Genomic DNA, 19,401 nt, shown 5'->3' with positions numbered 1-19,401 from the left:
CAAAAAGTCACCTCACAACTGAGGCAAAGGATCCAGTCACCCAGTCGTCGAATGCGAACCTATGCAGCCCTCCCACGATCTGCCGACGGCGCCGGAGCGAGCCGAGAGGCACGAGCACTCGACCGTTGAGGCTGCGATCGGAGCCCTCGACGAGCAGTTCCACACGCGACGGGAAGTCCACCGCCACGCACCGGGCGTCGTCGTCCGCCCCGACGACGTCCAGGACGTGCTGGAGTACCTTCGTGCAGAGGCGGGCTTCGACCACCTCTCGTGTGTCACCGCACAGCAGTATCCCGACCGGTACGAGACGATCTACCACCTGAAGCAGTACGACGATCCGACGGCGGAACTCAGCGTGGTCGTTCCGACACCACTGGATGATCCGGCGAGCCAGTCGGGTGCGCCAGTGTTCCCGACTGCCGGCTGGCACGAACGCGAAGCCTACGATCTGGTCGGCATCGAGTACGAGGACCATCCGGATCTCCGGCGGCTGTTGCTGCCGGAGACGTGGCAGGGACATCCGCTCTCCCTCGGATACGACCAGACGCGACCGCAGATCGTGCCGTACACCGAACACGTCAACCCGATCGAAGACGACGAGCGAGCGGGCGAGACGCTCCTTTTGAATATCGGCCCGCATCATCCGGCCACGCACGGCGTTCTCCACCTGCAGGTCACGCTCGACGGCGAGCAGGTCGTCGACGTCGACCCCGACATCGGTTACATCCACCGCTGTGAGGAACAGATGTGCCAATCGAAGACGTATCGGCACCAGATTATGCCGTATCCCGACCGCTGGGACTGGGGTGGAGCCGGCCTGCTGAACGAGTGGGCGTACGCCCGGACGGCGGAGACGCTCGCGGACATCGACGTCCCGGAGTACGCACAGGTGATCCGGACGATGGCAGCGGAGCTCTCGCGGATGCTGTCGCACTTCCTCGCGGTCGGCGCCTACGCGCTCGACGTGATTGGGGACTTCACGGCGACGTTTATGTACGCGATCGGCGACCGCGAGCGGGTGCAGAACGTCCTCGAAGACCTCACCGGCCAGCGGCTGATGTTCAACTACTTCCGACTCGGTGGGGTCGCCTGGGACCTCCCGGAACCGCGCGAGGAGTTCCTGGATTCGGTGTACGAACTGGTCGAAGGACTCCCCGAGCGGCTGGCGGAGTACCACGACCTACTCACCGGCAACGAGGTCATCCAGCTTCGGACCGTCGACACCGGCGTACTGCCGACCGAGACGGCAAAGGCCTACGGCTGCACCGGGCCGGTCGCCCGCGGGTCCGCCATCGACTACGATCTGCGCCGCGACGACCCCTACGGCTACTACGACAACCTGGAGTGGGACGTCGTCACCGAACCCGACGGTGACAACTTCGCCCGCCTTCTGGTCCGCCTGCGGGAGATCGAACAGTCCGCCCGCATCGTCGAGCAGTGTGCGGACCTCCTCGCCGAGTGGCCGGCCGACGAGCGGACGGTCCAGTCGAACGTCCCGCGGACGATCAAGCCCGACCCGGACGCGGAGCTCTACCGGGCGGTCGAGGCCGCGAAGGGTGAACTCGGCATCTACATCCGGTCGGACGGGACCGACACGCCCGCCCGGTTCAAGATCCGCGGCCCATCCTTCTCGCACCTGCAGGCTCTCCCCGAGATGGTCCAGGGGGAGTACATCCCGGATCTGATCGCAACGCTCGGCAGCCTCGATACGATTATGGGCGAGGTCGACCGGTAAGCCGCTTCGAGGCACATCCTTCCGGCGTGGAATAAAGCGAACAGTCGGCACGACCGCAATGACCCACGCCGACGTGCCGAGCACCCGCTCCCCGGCGTGGGGCGACGCCTACGTCACACGCCGCCTGGCCGCGCGATCGAATATAAACCTCCGTCGGCGGAGTGGCCCACGAGTCCGCGGACCGTAGCGTTTTATCCGCCCGCTGCCGTGGGACGCGTATGGCCTCTCAGGGGATCGTCGAGGAGTTTCTCTCTCTGAAATCCGACACCGACGCGGACGTGCTGACGATGCAGTGCGGCGACTTCTACGAGTTCTTCGCCGACGACGCGGAACTGGTCGCCTCGGAACTCGATCTGAAGGTCTCGCAGAAGTCCTCCCACGGGTCGTCGTACCCGATGGCGGGCGTCCCCGTCGACGACCTCACGCCGTATCTGAAGGCGCTCGTCGAGCGCGGCTACCGCGTCGCCGTCGCCGACCAGTTCGAGGACGGGGGCGGCGACCACTACCGGGAGATAACGCGGGTCGTCACCCCCGGCACACTCTTAGAGACCGACGACGCCGACGCCCGATACATCGCCGCCGTGGTCGGCGACTCCGATGAGGGGAGCGACGGCTCGGGGCGCGGGACCGCGACCGACGGGATCGGGCTGGCATTCGCGGACGCAACGACCGGCCAGTTCCTCGTCACCGTCGCCGACACGGCCGACGACGCGCTGTCGGAACTCTATCGTTTCGATCCCGTCGAAATCCTCCCCGGGCCGGACACCCGCGGCGACGACGAACTAGTCCGTCGGCTCCGGGGGGAGACCGACGGCACGGTGTCGCTGTTCGAGGCCGACGCCTTCGCGCCCGGGCGGGCGAAACACGCCCTTCGGGAGCAGTTCGGCGACGAGACGCTCGACAGCGTCGGCCTCGATACCGAGCCGGCGATCCGGGCCGCCGGCGCCGTCCTCCGGTACGTCGAGGAGACGGGCGCGGGCGTGCTACCATCGATGACCCGGCTGCGGGCCTTCGAGACGAGTGATCACCTCGAACTCGACGCGACGACACAGCGCAACCTCGAACTCACGGAGACGATGCAGGGCGGCCGCGACGGGACGCTCGTCGACACGATCGATCACACGGTGACGAGTCCGGGCGGCCGACTGCTGCGGGAGTGGGTAACACGGCCGCGCCGCGATCGAGGGGAATTGACCCGCCGGCTCGACTGCGTCCAAGCGCTCGCCGCGGGCGCGCTCGCCCGCGAACGCGTCCGGGAGGCGCTCGACGGCGGCTACGATCTCGAACGCCTGGCTGCGCGGGCCGCCTCGGGGAGCGCCGACGCGACGGACCTGCTCGCGATCCGCGAGACACTGGCGATTCTTCCGGACGTCGCCGACGCGATCGAGGGATCGCCGCTCGCGGATTCGCCGCTTTCGGCCGTCGTCGATCGGCCCGACAGAGCGGCGGCAGCGGACCTCCGCGAGGAACTCGAAACCGCGCTGGCCGACGACCCGCCGAAGACGGTCACGCAGGGCGGGCTGTTCCGCCGCGGCTACGACGACGAACTCGACGACCTGCTGGAACGCCACGCGGAAGCCAGCGAGTGGATCGACACGCTCGCCGAGCGGGAGACGCGACAGCACGGCCTCAGCCACGTCACGGTCGATCGGAACAAAACCGACGGCTACTACATCCAGATCGGCAAGTCCGTCGCTGATGAGGTGCCCGCCCACTACCGGGAGATCAAGACGCTGAAGAACTCCAAGCGGTTCGTCACCGACGAACTGGAGGAGCGCGAACGGGAGATCCTCCGGCTCGAAGACGCCCGCGGCGACCTGGAGTACGACCTGTTCTGCGACCTCCGGGACCGGGTTGGGGTCCACGCGGGGCTCCTGCAGGACGTCGGCCGAGCGCTCGCCGAGGTGGACGCGCTGGCGTCGCTTGCGACCCACGCCGCCGGCAACGACTGGACGCGCCCCGAACTGACCGAACCGGGACCGCTCCGGATCGAGGCCGGTCGCCACCCCGTCGTCGAGGGGACCACCGAGTTCGTTCCGAACGACCTGCGGATGGGCGGTGCCGACGGCAGCGCAGGCGACGGGGCCGGAGCGGTTGCCAGTGCCGATCGCGACTTCCTGATCGTCACCGGGCCGAATATGAGCGGGAAATCGACGTATATGCGCCAGGCCGCGCTGATCACGCTGCTCGCACAGATCGGGAGCTTCGTCCCGGCGCGGGCGGCGACGGTCGGCATCGTCGACGGGATCTATACGCGCGTGGGCGCGCTCGACGAACTCGCGCAGGGCCGCTCGACGTTTATGGTCGAGATGCAGGAACTGTCGAATATCCTCCATTCGGCGACCTCGGAGTCTCTCGTCGTCCTCGACGAGGTCGGGCGCGGGACCGCGACGTACGACGGCATCTCCATCGCCTGGGCCGCCACCGAATATCTCTCGTCCGCGCAGGCGGCCACGCCGTCGCCGAAGGTCCTCTTTGCCACGCACTACCACGAACTCACGACGCTCGCCGAGCACATCGACGGCGTCGAGAACGTCCACGTCGCCGTCGACGAGTCCGGCGATGAGGTCACGTTCCTGCGGACGGTCCGGGACGGGCCCGCGGATCGCTCCTACGGCGTCCACGTCGCCGAACTGGCCGGCGTGCCGGATCCGGTGGTCTCCCGGGCGCGTGAGGTCCTCCGGAAACTCCGGGGCGACGAGGCGATCGACATCCGTGGCAGCGGAGACGCAAGCGACGGCGACGATACCCACCAGGTCGTCTTCGACGTCGACTCCGGGGAGTTCCGGACGGAGGCGAGCGCAGACGGGGGAGAAACCAGTCGAGGCGGGGCGACCGAGCAGTCACGAGGACCGGAGGAGTCAGGTGGCGAGCCGCAAACGGATCCGGCCATCGAGTCGGTTCTCGACGAGCTTCGCTCCGTCGACGTCGACGAGACGCCACCCGTAGAGCTGATGGGGAAAGTGCTGGAGTGGCAGGAGGAACTCGGCGAGGACGAGGGCTAGAACTCCGCGAAGTCCGCACCGCAATCGAGATTACCGTCCCCGAGGATCTCAGAGACGAACCGGCGACGATCCGGGTCAGCGTCGAAGCCGACGAGATCGAGACGTCACCCGAGCAGGTGGTGATCGAACGGTACGACGCCGAGGCGGACACCTGGACGGAACTGGAAACAACCCCCGTCGAGACCGGCGGCGACGTCGTGGAGCTCGAAGCCGAGACGCCCGGATTCTCGCTTTTCGCCGTGACCGAAGCGGACGAGGAAACGACGGCGACACAGACGGCCGCTGAGACGACGATGACAGATAGCGCGACGCCCGAAGACGACACCACTCCGACAGCAGATTCGGTCCAGACGTCGATATCGACCACTGAAACCGGAACACCCGGGTTCGGCCTCGGTGTCGCGATTGTCGCCGTTCTTGGCGCAGCACTCGTCGCCGTGCGGCGAAAGTAACGACCGCGCCGCCGTCGTCTTTCGGTCACCGGTCCGGTAGAAACGCTTCAGAGTCAGCGTTTTAATCACCTGACAACAAACCCGGTTGTATGATCCGGGTCAGCGGAACGAACGCCGACCACGATGTCGGCGTGTTGACGGAGGATCTCGTCGTCTCCGGCACGAACGCGGACGTCACGTGCATCGTCCCGGCCGGTCAGTCGGTGTCGATCGACGCCGGAGGGACGAACGTCGACATCGCCATCGACGGGCGCGGCTCGGTCGATCTCTCGCTGTCGGGGACGAACGGAACGGCAACGATTGCTCCCGAAATCGACGTGTCCGTCACGCGGACCGGCACCAACGCGGACGTCGTCCGGGAGCCGATTTCGGAGGCGGAGGCGACGGCCCGCGCAGAGTCGGAGGGAATGGACATCTCGGACGGAACGAACGTCTCGGTCGAGTCGACGGCGAACGTCGAGATCTCCACGGACGACATCGACATCTCCTCGAACGGCGGCGATATCTCCACGGACGACATCAATATCTCCACGGACGACATCGACATCTCCTCGAACGTCACAGCTGCGGGGGCTTCTGAATCCGACGACGACACCGGCTCCGAGACGGACGTGTATCCCGAAGGGGAGATGGCGAACTCGGGGAAGACGGACTCGGAGACGGACGTGTTCACGGACGCGGACGACGCCGGAGAGCCGACAAGAATCTACGAAGCTCCGGACGAAGGAGGGAGACCGACCGAGATATATCCCGAACCGTCGGACTGCCCGAACTGCGGCGCCGACCTCCCGGACGCCGAGACGGTGAACTTCTGTCACGAGTGCGGGACTCAGTTGTGATCGGCGGCAGTCGCCGTGGGGAAGAGCCGATCCGACCGGTAACGATTAAGGCGTGAGAAACGAGGGAGTAGATAGCAAATGAGGAGAGAGGAGCGACCGCGCCGCGTTCTCGCCCGAACGGTCACTCGGGGGCGACAGGTCGGCGTCCCCAACCGGAGGGCCCGAGCGTGACCGAGGAACACCTCGAAGCGACGGTCAGCCTCCGCGGGGTGCTGTTTTCGCCCTCGGCGGACGTGCTCGTTGTCAAGCGGACCAGCGACGGCGGGTGGGAACTGCCGGGCGGGCGTCTCTCCCCCCACGAGGACGCCCAAGAGGGCGTCCATCGGGAGATCCGCGAGGAGACCGGGCTCGAGGTCGACGTGGGGCGGCCGATCCACGCGGTGTCGTGGCGGAACGACGACGGCCGGGGGCGGTTCGCGGTCTACTACTGGTGTGAGACAACCGACGGCGCCGCAACCGAAGCGGACGGCGACGGCTGCCCGGTCAGTCTCAGCCACGAACACACCGACCACGCGTGGCTGTCGCCCGAGGACACCGTCGAGCGTCTGAGCGACGTCCAGGAGCGGGCGGTCTCGATCGCGACGGAGGTGTACGACCCGTGAGTGGAGAGGGCGAGGGCGGATCGGAAGCGACCGGATCGGCGGGCGCGGCCGACGACCCGCCGACAATCCGGGAACTCGACGACCGGACCGTCAGACAGATCGCCGCCGGAGAGGTCGTCGAACGGCCCGCCTCCGTCGTGAAGGAACTCGTCGAGAACAGCCTCGATGCCGGCGCGGACCGGATCTCCGTCGCTGTCGAGGCGGGCGGCACCGAGGGGATCCGGGTCCGCGACGACGGCCGCGGGATGGACCGCGAGTCGGTCGAACGCGCCGTCGAGGAGCACACCACGAGCAAGATCGACGACATCGACGACCTCGAGGCAGGCGTCGGAACGCTCGGCTTCCGCGGGGAGGCGCTGCACACCATCGGCGCGGTCTCGCGGCTGACCGTCCGCACGAAACCGCGCGGCGGCGACGGTGCCGGAACAGAACTCCGGGTCGAGGGCGGCGAAGTCACGGACGTCGGGCCCGCAGGCTGTCCCGAGGGGACCGTCGTCGAAGTGGCGGATCTCTTTTATAACACGCCCGCCCGCCGGAAGTTCCTGAAGACGACCGCCACGGAGTTCGACCACATCAACACGGTCGTCACCCACTACGCGCTCGCGAACCCCGACGTCGCGATCTCCTTAGAGCACGACGACCGGGAAGTGTTCGCAACCGAGGGCCGCGGGAGCCGTCAGTCGGCGGTGCTCGCGGTCTACGGCCGCGAGGTGGCGGAGTCGATGATCCGCGTGGATGCCGAGCCAGAGACGTCGGCGGAGTCGGATTCAGCGGGCGGATCGACGGCCGGCGACTCCGCAGCGAGGGCCGCAACGGCGGACGGCGACGGGCCGGTCGAATCGGTGAGCGGACTCGTCAGTCACCCCGAAACGACCCGGAGCACCCGCGAGTACCTCTCGACGTTCGTCAACGGGCGGTACGTCACGTCGAGCGTCCTCCGGGAGGCGGTTCTCGACGCCTACGGCGGCCAGTTGGCCGGCGATCGGTATCCTTTCGCCGTGCTTTTCGTCGACGTTCCCGCCGACTCCGTCGACGTGAACGTCCACCCCCGGAAGATGGAGGTGAGATACAACGAACCGGAGGCGGTAAAAGACGCAGTCCGTACCGCTATCGAAGACGCGCTCCGGGAGGAAGGCATCCTCCGGTCGTCGGCGCCCCGCGGCCGGAGCGCCCCCGAGGAAACGCAGATCGATCCGGTTACGCCCGATGACACAGTCGAATTAGCGCCCGACGATACGACTGCGTCGAAAACCCAGGATACCACCGATCGAGGGTCTGAAGATGCCCCCGAGTTGTCGGCCGACGAGACCACCGATCAGGCGCCGGAGGAAGTTCCCGAGTTGTCGACCGACGATTCGACGGGAAAAACGGTGACTGATCCGGATACGTGGTCGGTACGGACCTCCGACTCGGTTCGGTCGCCGTCGTCAACTTCCCGCTCTGCGTCGGCGGAACCGGAAACCGACTCCACATCCGCAGATCCAGCGTCGCAGTCGGAGACACGATCCGAACTTGCGTCCGGTGTATCGAACGCCGGAGACCCGAACGCGGACACACAAGATGCGGACGTCGCTGATATCTCGGATACGGACGTCGCTGGTTTCTCCGATACGGATACATCAGATGCGGACGTCGCTGATATCTCCGATACGGACACATCAGATGCGGAAGTCACCGATTTCTCGGATACGGACAGTCCGGATCGGGACGCGAAGGCCAGACCGTCGGGTCAGCACCGGTCGCAGTCGTCGACAGTCTCCGACCCGAACACGCAGACCACGCTCACAGGCGGCGATGCGACGCCGGAGACGCGATACGAGAATCTCCCCAATCTCCGTGTGCTGGGTCAACTGCACGACACCTACATCGTCGCTGAAGCCGACGACGGACTCCTCCTGGTCGATCAGCACGCCGCCGACGAACGGGTGAATTACGAGCGCCTCCGGAAGCGGTTCGACGGCGACACGACCGCCCAGGAGTTAGCGGAACCGGTCGAGGTCGAACTGACGGCCCGAGAAGCGGCGGCGTTCGATGATTTCAGAGAGGCCTTGGCCCGGTTGGGATTCCACGCCGACCGGATCGGTGACCGGACAATAGCGGTGTCGACCGTTCCCGCACTGCTGGCCGAAGCGGCGGGACCGGAAGTAGTCCGCGACGTGCTGGTGGATCTGGTCGCCGACGGGACGGATGCGGATCGAACCGTCGATTCGATCGCCGACGAACTGCTGTCCGATATGGCCTGTCACCCATCTATCACGGGGAACACGTCCCTGACTGAAGGGTCGGTCGTCGACCTGCTCTCGGCGCTCGACGACTGTGAGAATCCGTGGTCGTGTCCGCACGGTCGACCCGTACTGATCCACATCGATTCCGCGGAGATCGACGACCGCTTCGAGCGGGATTATCCCGGGCACTGATACTGTCGGCTGTCACTGTTTCAAGATAGTCGCGACCCCGGGGGCCCGAAAATCGTCACGGACCGACAGCCGACAGTGAGATCATCTGCGATCACGGGCGGTGAGCTGAGCATCTCGAACACGCCGCCCCGATATCGATCCTCGCAGTCTTCGTGGTGCGGATAGCGAGCTGGGTCGATAGCAGCAATACACCCTCCAAAGCCTCGACGGTCGGCACCCGATCCACCACTCTTTCCTGAATCACAACCTATACATACGTACATACTAAACTAATAATTAGACAAGTCTAATCTATTGTTTAGTGGCTAACTATGGAACGCGAGATATTCGACGGCCGAGCGGTGACGCGTCGGGACGCACTACGCGCTGGCGGTGCAGTGGCACTGGGAGGGTTGGCTGGGTGCACTGCACTCCCGAGCGCTCCGGGAGAGGCAGCGAGTGTCAGTGGCGACGGAAGCGACGGACCCGTCGCCGTGGCCTCGTTTTTCAGCTTCTTCGACTTCGGCCGGACGGTCGCCGAGGATACCCCGCTGACGGTGGAGAACCTCGTTCCGACGGGGCTGCACGGCCACGGGTGGGAGCCCAACGCCGAGATCACCCAGCGCATCATCGAAGCGGACGCGTTCGTCCACGTCGGGGAGAATTTCCAGCCCTGGGCCGACCGGGCCATCCAGACGATCAAAGGCGACAATATCGACACGGCGCTCATCAATGTGCGGAAAGACATCGACCTGGTGGACCTCGCCGCGTCCCTCGACCGCGAGGAGGAGGGCGTCGGGAACGAGCGCGGGAAGGACCCGCACTTCTGGTTGGATCCCCGGCGCGCGAAGCAGTCCGTCGACAACATCGCCGAGGGATTCGCCGAGATCGTCCCGGAGTACGCCGATACCGTCCGGGAGAACGCCGAGACGTACAAGGCCGACGTGCTCGACCGCATCGACACAGATTACCAGGCCATCTTCGAGCGGGCTGAGCGCGACATCGTCCAGCTGGCCGCCCACAACGCGTTCCAGTACATCGGGGTTCGCTACGGCGTGCGGATGCGGCCGCTCGTGACGAACCTGGCAGCGAGCAACGACGTCAAGCCCGCCGACATCCGGGAAGCGACGGAAATAATCCGCGAAAACGACATCAGATACATCGCCAACGGGATCTTCGAGTCCCAGCGTCCGGCCCAGCAGCTCGTCCGCGAGACGGCCGTAGAGGCGTACTTTCCCGTGACGCCGTACGCCGGCGTCCGAAAGGAGTGGGTCGAGGAGAACTGGGGGTACGAGGAGATCGCGTACAACATCAATATGCCCACGTTCGAGATCGTCCTCGGTAACGAGACACCCGAGGATGCAGCCCCGCGGGAGGGCTGGGTCGAGCAGTGGCGGAACTTCGAGGCGATATGAGCGGACAGGACGCCGACCCACCGACGGCAGCGAGCACAGACCGGGCGACGACCGAGACCGATCCGGGCGCCCCGGCAAGCGAGTCGGTCATCCATCTGGCGGACATCACCTTCGGTTACACGGCGACACCCGTGATCGAGGACATTTCGCTGGCCGTCCATCCCGGAGAGTACATCGCCATCGTGGGGCCGAACGGCTCCGGGAAGTCGACGCTGATGCAGGTGATGTTGGGCCTGCTTGAGCCCGATAGGGGAACGGCCTCCCTGTTCGGCGAGCGCGCCGACCGCTTCGACGACGGCGAACGGATCGGATACGTCGCTCAGGGAGCCAGTACCGCAAAGGAGATGCCCATCACCGTCCGCGAGGTCGTAAAGATGGGACGATACGCTCACGTCGGGTTCGGCCGACTGTCGAGTGAGGACTGGGCTATCGTCGAGGACGCGCTCGCGACTGTCGGGATGAGTGCGTTCGCCGACCGGCGCATCACCCAACTCTCGGGGGGGCAGCGCCAGCGCGCGTTCATCGCGCGAGCGCTGGCAAGCGAAGCCGACCTGCTCGTCTTGGACGAGCCGACGGTCGGCGTCGACGCCGAGTCGGTCGATGCCTTCTACGATCTGCTGGCGGCGCTCAACGCCGAGGGCATCACCGTCCTCCTCATCGAGCACGACCTCGGGGCGGTTGTCGAGCACGCCGACCGTGTCGTCTGCCTGAACCGCGAGGTCTACTTCGACGGACCGACCGAGGAGTTCGCCCAGAGCGACGCGCTGGCCCGGGCGTTCGGAGCCGAGGCGCAGTTTCTCACGGGGCAGGACAGATGATCGAGGGGATAGCGGCCACACTGGTGACGGCTGTTCTCGCGACCGTGGACCCGTCGGTCGCACTCCCGCTGCAGAGCGGGCTGGGCGCTTTCAGCGACCTCGTCTTCGGCGTCCTCCTGTGGTTCTTAGAGCAGTGGTACTGGCTGATGGACTGGGTGTACCATTTCACGGGCCTGGAGATGCTGAACCCGCGCTACCGGTTTATGCACCGCGCAATACTCGTCGGGCTCTGCGTCGGCGTGATGGCGCCGCTCATCGGCACCTTCCTCGTCCACCGGCAGCTCGCGCTCATCGGAGACGCGCTCGCTCACACCGCGTTCGCGGGGGTGGCCGTCGGCCTGTTCCTGAACGCCGTCATCGACTTGGGGGTGTCGCCGTACCTCACCGCCGTCGTCGTGGCGATGATCGCCGCACTGTTTATCGAGCTCATCTCGGAGGCCACGGACGCCTACAACGACGTCTCGATGGCCATCGTCCTGTCGACGGGGTTCGCCCTGGGAACGACGCTCATCAGCCTCAACGCGGGCGGGCTCGCCGTCGGCGTCAACCAGTTCCTCTTCGGCAATCTCTCGACGGTGTCGCCGCGGAGTGCGGCTATCCTCCTCGTGCTTTTCGCCGTCATCGTCGGGACGGTGGCTGTCACGCGCAACCAGCTCCTGTACGTGACGTTCGACGAGACGGCGGCTGCCGTCTCCGGCATCCCTGTCAACTGGTACAACCGGGTGATGGTGATGCTGACGGCGCTTGTCGTCGTCGGTGCGATGCAGATAATGGGTGTCATCCTCGTTGCGGCGATGCTCGTGGTTCCGGTCGCGGGCGCCACGCAGGTGTCCCGGAGTTTCTCCGAGTCGCTGGTGGTCTCGGTCGTCCTCGCGGAACTCGCGGTGCTGCTGGGCATCGGTGTCGCTTACTACGGGGGCGTTACGGCCGGTGGGGCCATCGTCCTCGTTGCCGTGGCGATCTATGTCTGCGCCGTCGTGTTAGGCAAAGTTCAATCCGTCCGCGGGGAGCAGCAAATGCCGACTATGGGGAGCATCGAGGCCGGAGACGCAGATGCTGGAAGCAGTCCGAAGGGGGACTGATGGTGGCGACTCGCCAGCCGACGGTCGCGTCTGAAGCGACAAGGGCGGTCAGCTGGCTCTGTCGAACGGTCTGTCACGTGCGGTCGTAGAAGAGTACCTCTCGGAAGCTGGCGTCCGCTTGACATCAAACTCGCAGTAACTGATTGCTCATCCGGCCCCACGCAATCGTGCGATCGTACGAGCGAAGACTGACAAACGCACTTTAGCTGTCAGCGACCTAGGGCTTCAGTCGTGGATTTCGGCCTCACATCTCCGTGAGTCGCTCGTCACGTCCGCCTCCCCCCACCCGATTGAGTTTAGAATACAGTCAATTATATATTCTCCATTCCCTTCAAATTGCGTATTTATCCCATATGAGTAGCACAGAGACGCAATACTTCCCGTTGCATCGGAACTATTAATTGAGCATCTATTCAATCTCCGGTCGATGAGTCAATCGACGGAACGACTTCGCCGGTATCTCGACGACGAACTCGGAGAGTGTCGCACCGAGGACGTCGAAAAACGCCTCGACGAACTCGGGACGCTCGAAGCGGCAATCGGGAAACCCCAGGTCGACGCCGAACTCGAGACACTGTCGGCGCTCGCAAACGAGACGCGCTACACGCTCGTCCGCGTACTCGTCGCGGCCGAGGAGGAACTCTGTGTCTGCGAACTGAACGCGGTCGTCGACGTGACCGAGAGCGGGCTCAGCCACGCGCTCTCGAAGCTCGTCGATGCGGGCCTCGTCGAGGGCTGGAAGGACGGCCGCTGGAAGAAGTACCGGGCGACCAACCGCGCGGTCGCACTCGTCACCGTCCTCGAAGGGAGTGTGACCGCCGGTGAGTAACGTCGAACACGACCACGGGCCGAACTGCGAGTGTCCGGACTGCGGGGACCCCCGATCGATGGACTTCCTCGACAAGTACCTCACCGTGTGGATCTTCGGCGCGATGGCCGTCGGCATCGGCCTCGGGTACGTCGCGCCGTCGGTGACTCAGCCGATCCAGGACCTCCGTCTCGTCGAGATCGGCCTGATTCTGATGATGTACCCGCCGCTGGCGAAGGTCAACTACGGACAGCTCCCCACCGTCTTCAAGAACGTGAAAGTGCTGGGGCTGAGCCTCGTCCAGAACTGGCTGATCGGCCCGACCGTGATGTTCGCGCTCGCGGTGATCTTCTTCAGCGGCCTCGTCCCGGGACTGCCGGCCCGGCCGGAGTTCTTCCTCGGGCTGGTGTTCATCGGGATGGCCCGGTGTATCGCGATGGTGCTGGTCTGGAACGAACTCGCGGAGGGCTCATCGGAGTACGCCGCGGGGCTGGTCGCGTTCAACAGCGTCTTCCAGATCGTCACCTACGGCGTCTACGTCTGGTTCTTCGCCTTATTCCTCCCGCCGCTTTTCGGGATGGAGACGCTCGTCGCCGGCATCTCGCAGTTCGGCATCACGCCGATGCAGGTGTTCGAGGCGATCGCGATCTTCCTCGGGATCCCGTTCGCCGCGGGGATCCTCTCCCGGTACCTCGGCACGCGAACCAAGGGCGTCGAGTGGTACGAGGAGACGTTCGAGCCGACGATCAGTCCGCTGACGCTTGTCGCGCTGCTTTTCACCGTGATCGTGATGTTCGCGATGCAGGGCGAGCGCATCGTCGGCAAGCCCAGCGACGTCCTCCTCATCGCCGTGCCGCTGACGATCTACTTCGTCGTGATGTTCTTCGTGAGCTTCGGGATGGGCCGGGAGATCGGCGCGGACTACTCGACGACCACGGCGATCGGCTTCACGGCGGCGTCGAACAACTTCGAGCTCGCGATCGCGGTCGCGGTCGCGGTCTTCGGCGTCGGCTCCGGCGTCGCGTTCGCGACCGTCGTCGGGCCGCTGATCGAAGTGCCCGTGTTGCTGGCGCTGGTCAACGTCGCGCTGTACTTCCAGCGCCGCTTCGACTGGCGCGGCTACACCACCGGGAGCCTCACTGAAACAGCCGGCGGGCCCGGCACGGACGACTGAGAGACGATGTCCGACCACCAACAAACGACCGTCGCGTTCGTCTGCGTCCAGAACGCCGGCCGCTCGCAGATGGCGTACGCGTTCGCACAAAAGGAAGTAGCAGAACGGGGATTGACGGACGAGATCGTCCTCGTCACCGGCGGAACCCGCCCCGCCGACCACGTTCACGACGAGGTCGTCCGGGCGATGCACGCGGTCGGAGTCGATATCTCCGACCGGACGCCCCGGGAGATCACGTTCGAGGAGACGCGGGAAAGCGACTACGTCATCACGATGGGATGTTCCGCCGCGGACGTGTGTCCGGCCGGCTGGGCGGGCGAGAACCGCGACTGGGATCTCGACGATCCCGACGGGAAATCGGCGGACGAGGTCGCCCGGATTCGAGACGAGATCGAAGATCGGGTCACCCGGTTGCTCGACGAAGTCGCGTCCCGAGGCTGATTCACCGGCCAGCCGTCCGCAATCGACCTCACTCCCCGTCGCGTTCGTCCAGGTACTTTTGCCCCTCTTCGGTTTCCGAGATGAGGTCGTCGAAGATGGCCGCGTCGGTCTTGAACTTGTGGAGATTGTGAACCGAGGTCGTCTCGAACTCGTCGATCACCGCACCGTGTCGCTCGAAGAAGTCGGTCACCCACTCGTCCATCTGGCCGGTGCTGCGGAACTGGGTGATGAGCTGCCAGCGGTACTTGTCGTCGGCGTTGAAGAACATCAGCACGTGCGGATCCTCGATCAGCGCCTCGTAACAGTCCTCCCAGTGGTCCTTGAAGTTGGGATAGTGGAACGCGATCCGGAAGACGTAGTGTTTGAAAAGCGTCCGCCGCGGCACGACGGTCTTCCGGAAGAGCCCCTCGGTCTCCATCTCCCGGAGGAGGGTGTTCACGTGGTTGTGCGAAAGCGAGATGTCGTACTCCTCGTCGAGAATCTCGCTGAGTTCCCGACTCGACGCCGTGGGGTTTGCGATCCGGGCCTGCAGAAGGATGAGATCGCGGGCGTCGATTTGGGTGAGCAGATCGTCAGACATAGTTTCCTCGCCACTACTCGGGCAGCCCTCAAAAGCACTGCGAGAATATCGGTAGACAGAGCCGACAGCCGGACGGTCGGGGCAGAGAAACGACGCCGGCTACGCGCCCTCGGCGAACTGAATCATACTTCGGATCCCGCGTCCGGCGTCGAGCGCGGCGAAGGCTTCGTCCAGCTCTGTAAGATCGTACCGGTGTGTGAGCACCGAATCGAGGGCCAGATCGCCGTTCAGATACATCGTCGCGTACCGCGGGATGTCCACTCGCGGCCGCGTGAAGCCGACGATGTTACCGACGACGGAGATGCCCTTCGTGAAGCGGCCGAGATCGATCTCGGCCGGCGGCGTGCTGCTCGTTCCGGTGATCGCCGCCGTTCCGCCCGGTCGCAACACGTCGATCGCCTGCCGGACCGTCGCCGGTTGTCCGATGCACTCGAAGGCGTAGTCGACACCGCCGGTGACCGCCCTGATCTCTTCTACGGGGTCGGCCTCGGCCGCGTTCACGGTGTGGGTGGCGCCAATCGTCTCCATCGTCGCGAGCGTGTCGGGATCGAGGTCGACTGCGACGATCGTCCCTGCGCTGACGGCACTCGCAGCGAGCACAGCGCCCGCGCCGACGCCCCCACAGCCGAAGACGGCGACTGTCTCGCCGCTGTCGACTTCGGTGATGTTCGTGACGGCGCCGAGCCCGGTCGTGACGCCGCACCCGAGCAGCGCGCCGATCTCGAAGGGCACCGCCTCGGGGATCGACACGACCTGCCGTTCGGGGACGACGGCCATACTCGCAAACGACGACTGCGCGTAGAAGTGGTTGATCGGCTCCCCGTCCTGACTGAGCCGTCGGGTGCCGTCCATCATCCGCCCGCGGACGTCGCGGCGCGCCTGACAGAGATACGGATCGCCGCGCCGGCAGAACTCGCAGTCGCCACACGACGGCAACACCCAGAGTACAACGCGGTCGCCGGGGGCGACCGTGGACACGCCGTCGCCGACGGCTTCGACGCCGCCGGCGCCCTCGTGGCCGAGGACGATCGGGAACTCGGTGCCCTCACTCTGGTAGGCGTGATAATCCGTGTGACAGACGCCGGTCGCGCGGACGTCGACGAGCACCTCGCCCGGTTCCGGATCCGCAAGCGAGACCGACTCGACGGTATACGCGTTCGGTTCCCGCGTGACCGCAGCCGTGATCTCACGCATCCCGACCACCACCAGGGCGGTCTGGGTTCCGTGAAACGGCGGTTCGACGCTGTGGAGCGCGTTCTGGAATCCGTGAAACGGCGGAGCGACGCTGTGGAGCGCGTTCTGGAATCCGTGAAACGGCGGTTCGACGCTGTGGGACTCGTCTTGGAGTCCGTGAAACGGCGGAGCGACGCTGTGGGACTCGTCTTGGAGTCCGTGAAACGGCGGAGCGACGCTGTGGGACTCGTCTCGGAGTCCGTGCGATAGCGGAGTGACACCGCGAAGAGAGGACGGTCCGGCGCCTGGCCTCTGGGATCATTCGGAATTGTATTCGACACCTTTCGTAATATAACTTTGGCACAATATGATACAATGACATCAAATATTCCGTCTGAAAATTACAATCACTCCTATATTCAGAATATTTAAGTATCTGCACACTGACCCTGGACTGTGAATATGGCAGCAGGTGACATACCACCACAGACGGCGCAAACGCTGCAGGAGGCCCGCGAGTCACTCGACGAGGGGCTGTTCCCGCTGGAGTTCTTCCACGACGAGAACCTCCACGACCTGGAGATGGAGCGGATCTTCGGCCAGTCGTGGGTGTTCATCGGCCACGAGTCGGAGATCCCCGAACCGGGCGATTACGCCCAGCGGTACATCGGCGACGACACGTTCATCTTCGTCCGCGACGAGAGCGGCGAGATCAACCTCCTGTTCGACAGTTGCCGCCACCGCGGCGCGGAGGTCTGTCGGGCGGAACAGGGCAACACCTCCCACTTCCGCTGTCCGTACCACGGCTGGACGTACAAGAACAACGGCGAGGCAGCGGGTATCCCACAGAAGTCGAAGGCGTTCAAGAACCTCGACCGCGAGGAGTACGGCCTCGCGCACGTGCCGCGGCTGGAGACCTACGAGGGACTCGTGTTCGCCTCGCTCGCCGAGGAGGGGCCGTCGCTCGAGGAGTGGCTCGGGGACTTCAAGTGGTACTTCGACGTGCATATGAAACTGCCCGAGGGCGGGATGGAGGTCATCGGCGAGCCTCACCGGTGGGTCATCGACGCGAACTGGAAGACCATCGCCGACAACTTCAACGGCGACAGCTACCACACCGCCTGGGCGCACGGCTCCGTCGTCGACCTCGAACTCGGCGGCGAGGAGACGGTCGGCCACGCCGGGACCGGCGAGAGCCTCGACCGCCACATCCACTGTGACGGGCACACGACGAGTATGCGGGGCTTCGAGGGCGAGGACGTGTTCCTCACGTACCCCGAGGAGATCGTCGAGGACCTTTTCACCAGAGACGATCTCTCGGAGGGACAGTGGGAACTGGCGAAACAGGCGCTGTCGTTTACCGGCGCGATCTTCCCGAACTTCGGGTTCCTCCACTTCGGCGACACCACCGACGACCCCGAGAAGGACGTCGCGCCCTTCTTCACGATCAGGAAGTGGCGGCCGATCGGCCCCGACCAGATGGAGCTGTGGAGCTGGGGGCTGGCCCCCAAGAACGCACCGGAGTCGTTCAAACAGCGGATGTACAAGATGTACACCTCGAACTTCGGGCCGACCGGGAACTTCGAGCAGGACGACGTCCCGATCTGGAAGAGCATCACCGAGGCCGCCGACGGTCAGTTCGCTCGCAGTCAGGACCTCCAGTTGAACTACCAGATGGGACTGGACTGGATGAGCGAGATGGACATCGACGACGAGTGGCTGGGCCCCGGGTTCGCGTACACAGAGAACCTCGAAGAGGGCGGGATGCGCCTGTTCCACGAACAGTGGTACGAGATGCTCGCCGGCAACGACCGGACCGATGCAACCGGCTCGCCGATCAACGTCCAGGAGGACCGATGATGCTGACCGAACAGCAGGACGAACTCGAGTCGCTGCTCGTCGAACGGGCCGTCGAACAGTTCCTCTACGACGAGGCCGAACTGCTGGACAACCGCGAACTCCACGAGTGGTTCGACCACATCGCCGCGGACATCAGCTACCGGATGCCCCGCCGGCTGATGCGCGAGAATCAGGCCAGCGCGTTCAGCGAGCAGGCCTATTACTTCAACGAAAACTACGGCTCCCTGAAGGCCCGCGTCGAACGGTTCGACTCGGAGTACGCGTGGGCCGAGCGGCCGCCGACGCGGACGCGCCGCTACGTCACGAACGTCTCAGTGAGCGAGGACGACGAGTCGCTCGGGGACGAGGAGTTGCACGTCGAGAGCAACCTGCTCGTGTATCTGAGTCGAGGTGACAGCGAGGCCCACACCTTCTACTCGGCACGGCGCATCGACACGCTCCGTCGGACCGACGACTCCTTCGAGATTGCCGACCGGGAGATCCGGCTGGATCAGACCGTCCTCGACACCGACAACATCTCCATTTTCCTATGACCGACCCCACGGAATCGGCCCACTACATCGAGATCGACGAGGAAACCGTGGTCCGCGGCGACGACGCGACGGTGACCGTCAGGCGGATCAGGACCCCGAAGGGCGAACGGCTGGAGTTGCGGACCGACGACGACGTGCTCCGCGCCGACGCCCTCGGTTTAGAGAGCCTCTCCTGGCAGGATCTGGACGTGTTCTCGGAGTTCCTCGGCGAAGACTACGCGCTCGCCGAGCGCTCGGAGTCGGACGCCGACGACACGGTCGACTGCGAGTTCACGCTCAGCAACGAGTACGCCGACATCGTCGTCCGGAGCGTCGAGTCGCCTGACGGGGACCGCCTGATCGTCGAGGCACCGAAGAAGCAGTTCAGCATCCGGGTCGACGCCGAGGGGCTTGCAGCCCTCGCGGCGCAGGACACGAGCATCTTCTCGGCGTTCCTCGAAACTCCCCACGGGCCGGGAGGGCACGCACACTGACCGCCCGTGCCAGGG

General features: G+C 65.2%; 17 protein-coding genes. 15 read left to right on the top strand and 2 right to left on the bottom strand.

Annotated features, from left to right (window positions below; translation table 11 throughout):
• Positions 1 to 61: 61 nt before the first annotated feature.
• The 12 genes from RJT37_RS05615 to RJT37_RS05560 all read left to right on the top strand — a co-directional run bounded on the left by RJT37_RS05615 (position 62) and on the right by RJT37_RS05560 (position 14,767).
• Entirely contained in the window at positions 62 to 1,735 is a 1,674-nt protein-coding gene (locus tag RJT37_RS05615) for an NADH-quinone oxidoreductase subunit D (RefSeq protein ID WP_313688501.1), read from the top strand.
• A gap of 218 nt (positions 1,736 to 1,953) precedes the next feature.
• Entirely contained in the window at positions 1,954 to 4,740 is a 2,787-nt protein-coding gene (gene mutS, locus RJT37_RS05610) for a DNA mismatch repair protein MutS (protein WP_313688499.1), read from the top strand.
• A complete protein-coding gene (locus RJT37_RS05605; protein WP_313688498.1) occupies positions 4,707 to 5,192 on the top strand; it encodes a PGF-CTERM sorting domain-containing protein in 486 nt (161 codons plus the stop codon). The genes mutS and RJT37_RS05605 overlap by 34 nt, the downstream gene beginning before the upstream one ends.
• Positions 5,193 to 5,281: 89 nt before the next feature.
• Complete coding sequence (locus RJT37_RS05600) at positions 5,282 to 6,031, top strand: zinc ribbon domain-containing protein (protein WP_313688497.1); 750 nt, start codon at positions 5,282 to 5,284, stop codon at positions 6,029 to 6,031.
• A gap of 167 nt (positions 6,032 to 6,198) precedes the next feature.
• Complete coding sequence (locus RJT37_RS05595) at positions 6,199 to 6,633, top strand: NUDIX hydrolase (protein ID WP_313688495.1); 435 nt, start codon at positions 6,199 to 6,201, stop codon at positions 6,631 to 6,633.
• Entirely contained in the window at positions 6,630 to 9,050 is a 2,421-nt protein-coding gene (gene mutL / locus RJT37_RS05590; RefSeq protein ID WP_390209105.1) for a DNA mismatch repair endonuclease MutL, read from the top strand. Before RJT37_RS05595 ends, mutL begins: the two co-directional genes overlap by 4 nt.
• Before the next feature lie 341 nt (positions 9,051 to 9,391).
• Positions 9,392 to 10,444: a metal ABC transporter substrate-binding protein gene (locus RJT37_RS05585; protein ID WP_345785389.1), complete on the top strand. Its 1,053-nt coding sequence runs from the start codon at positions 9,392 to 9,394 to the stop codon at positions 10,442 to 10,444.
• Positions 10,441 to 11,262, top strand: a complete 822-nt coding sequence (locus RJT37_RS05580; protein WP_313688491.1) for a metal ABC transporter ATP-binding protein — start codon at positions 10,441 to 10,443, stop codon at positions 11,260 to 11,262. The genes RJT37_RS05585 and RJT37_RS05580 overlap by 4 nt, the downstream gene beginning before the upstream one ends.
• A complete protein-coding gene (locus tag RJT37_RS05575; protein ID WP_313688489.1) occupies positions 11,259 to 12,344 on the top strand; it encodes a metal ABC transporter permease in 1,086 nt (361 codons plus the stop codon). Before RJT37_RS05580 ends, RJT37_RS05575 begins: the two co-directional genes overlap by 4 nt.
• Before the next feature lie 427 nt (positions 12,345 to 12,771).
• The gene (locus RJT37_RS05570) at positions 12,772 to 13,173 is read left to right on the top strand and encodes an ArsR/SmtB family transcription factor (protein WP_313688487.1); all 402 of its coding nucleotides are present in this window, start codon (positions 12,772 to 12,774) and stop codon (positions 13,171 to 13,173) included.
• Positions 13,166 to 14,326: an ACR3 family arsenite efflux transporter gene (gene arsB, locus RJT37_RS05565; RefSeq protein WP_313688486.1), complete on the top strand. Its 1,161-nt coding sequence runs from the start codon at positions 13,166 to 13,168 to the stop codon at positions 14,324 to 14,326. Before RJT37_RS05570 ends, arsB begins: the two co-directional genes overlap by 8 nt.
• A 6-nt stretch (positions 14,327 to 14,332) precedes the next feature.
• On the top strand, positions 14,333 to 14,767 hold the full coding sequence (locus RJT37_RS05560; protein WP_313688484.1) for an arsenate-mycothiol transferase ArsC: 435 nt from the start codon (positions 14,333 to 14,335) through the stop codon (positions 14,765 to 14,767).
• Between the two features lie 28 nt (positions 14,768 to 14,795).
• Here the strand turns inward: RJT37_RS05560 and RJT37_RS05555 are convergent, their stop codons facing one another.
• Both RJT37_RS05555 and RJT37_RS05550 read right to left on the bottom strand, forming a co-directional pair.
• Positions 14,796 to 15,347, bottom strand: coding sequence for a helix-turn-helix domain-containing protein (locus tag RJT37_RS05555; protein ID WP_313688482.1), 552 nt, complete (start codon positions 15,345 to 15,347; stop codon positions 14,796 to 14,798).
• 99 nt (positions 15,348 to 15,446) lie between these two features.
• Complete coding sequence (locus RJT37_RS05550; RefSeq protein ID WP_313688480.1) at positions 15,447 to 16,541, bottom strand: alcohol dehydrogenase catalytic domain-containing protein; 1,095 nt, start codon at positions 16,539 to 16,541, stop codon at positions 15,447 to 15,449.
• A 441-nt stretch (positions 16,542 to 16,982) separates the two neighbouring features.
• Here RJT37_RS05550 and RJT37_RS05545 point away from each other — a divergent pair, with 441 nt between their 5' ends.
• The 3 genes from RJT37_RS05545 to RJT37_RS05535 are packed head-to-tail and all read left to right on the top strand — an operon-like array spanning position 16,983 to position 19,386.
• Positions 16,983 to 18,380: an aromatic ring-hydroxylating oxygenase subunit alpha gene (locus RJT37_RS05545; protein WP_313688478.1), complete on the top strand. Its 1,398-nt coding sequence runs from the start codon at positions 16,983 to 16,985 to the stop codon at positions 18,378 to 18,380.
• Complete coding sequence (locus RJT37_RS05540; RefSeq protein WP_313688476.1) at positions 18,380 to 18,913, top strand: aromatic-ring-hydroxylating dioxygenase subunit beta; 534 nt, start codon at positions 18,380 to 18,382, stop codon at positions 18,911 to 18,913. Before RJT37_RS05545 ends, RJT37_RS05540 begins: the two co-directional genes overlap by 1 nt.
• Complete coding sequence (locus RJT37_RS05535) at positions 18,910 to 19,386, top strand: hypothetical protein (protein WP_313688474.1); 477 nt, start codon at positions 18,910 to 18,912, stop codon at positions 19,384 to 19,386. Before RJT37_RS05540 ends, RJT37_RS05535 begins: the two co-directional genes overlap by 4 nt.
• Positions 19,387 to 19,401 lie beyond the last annotated feature (15 nt).

Origin of the sequence: Halobellus marinus (genome assembly GCF_032113415.1) — an archaeon.
Taxonomy (GTDB): Archaea; Halobacteriota; Halobacteria; order Halobacteriales; family Haloferacaceae; genus Haloquadratum; species Haloquadratum marinus.
The sequence above is the reverse complement of the archived record's forward strand: the minus strand, read 5'-3'. Positions and strand labels throughout refer to the sequence as shown.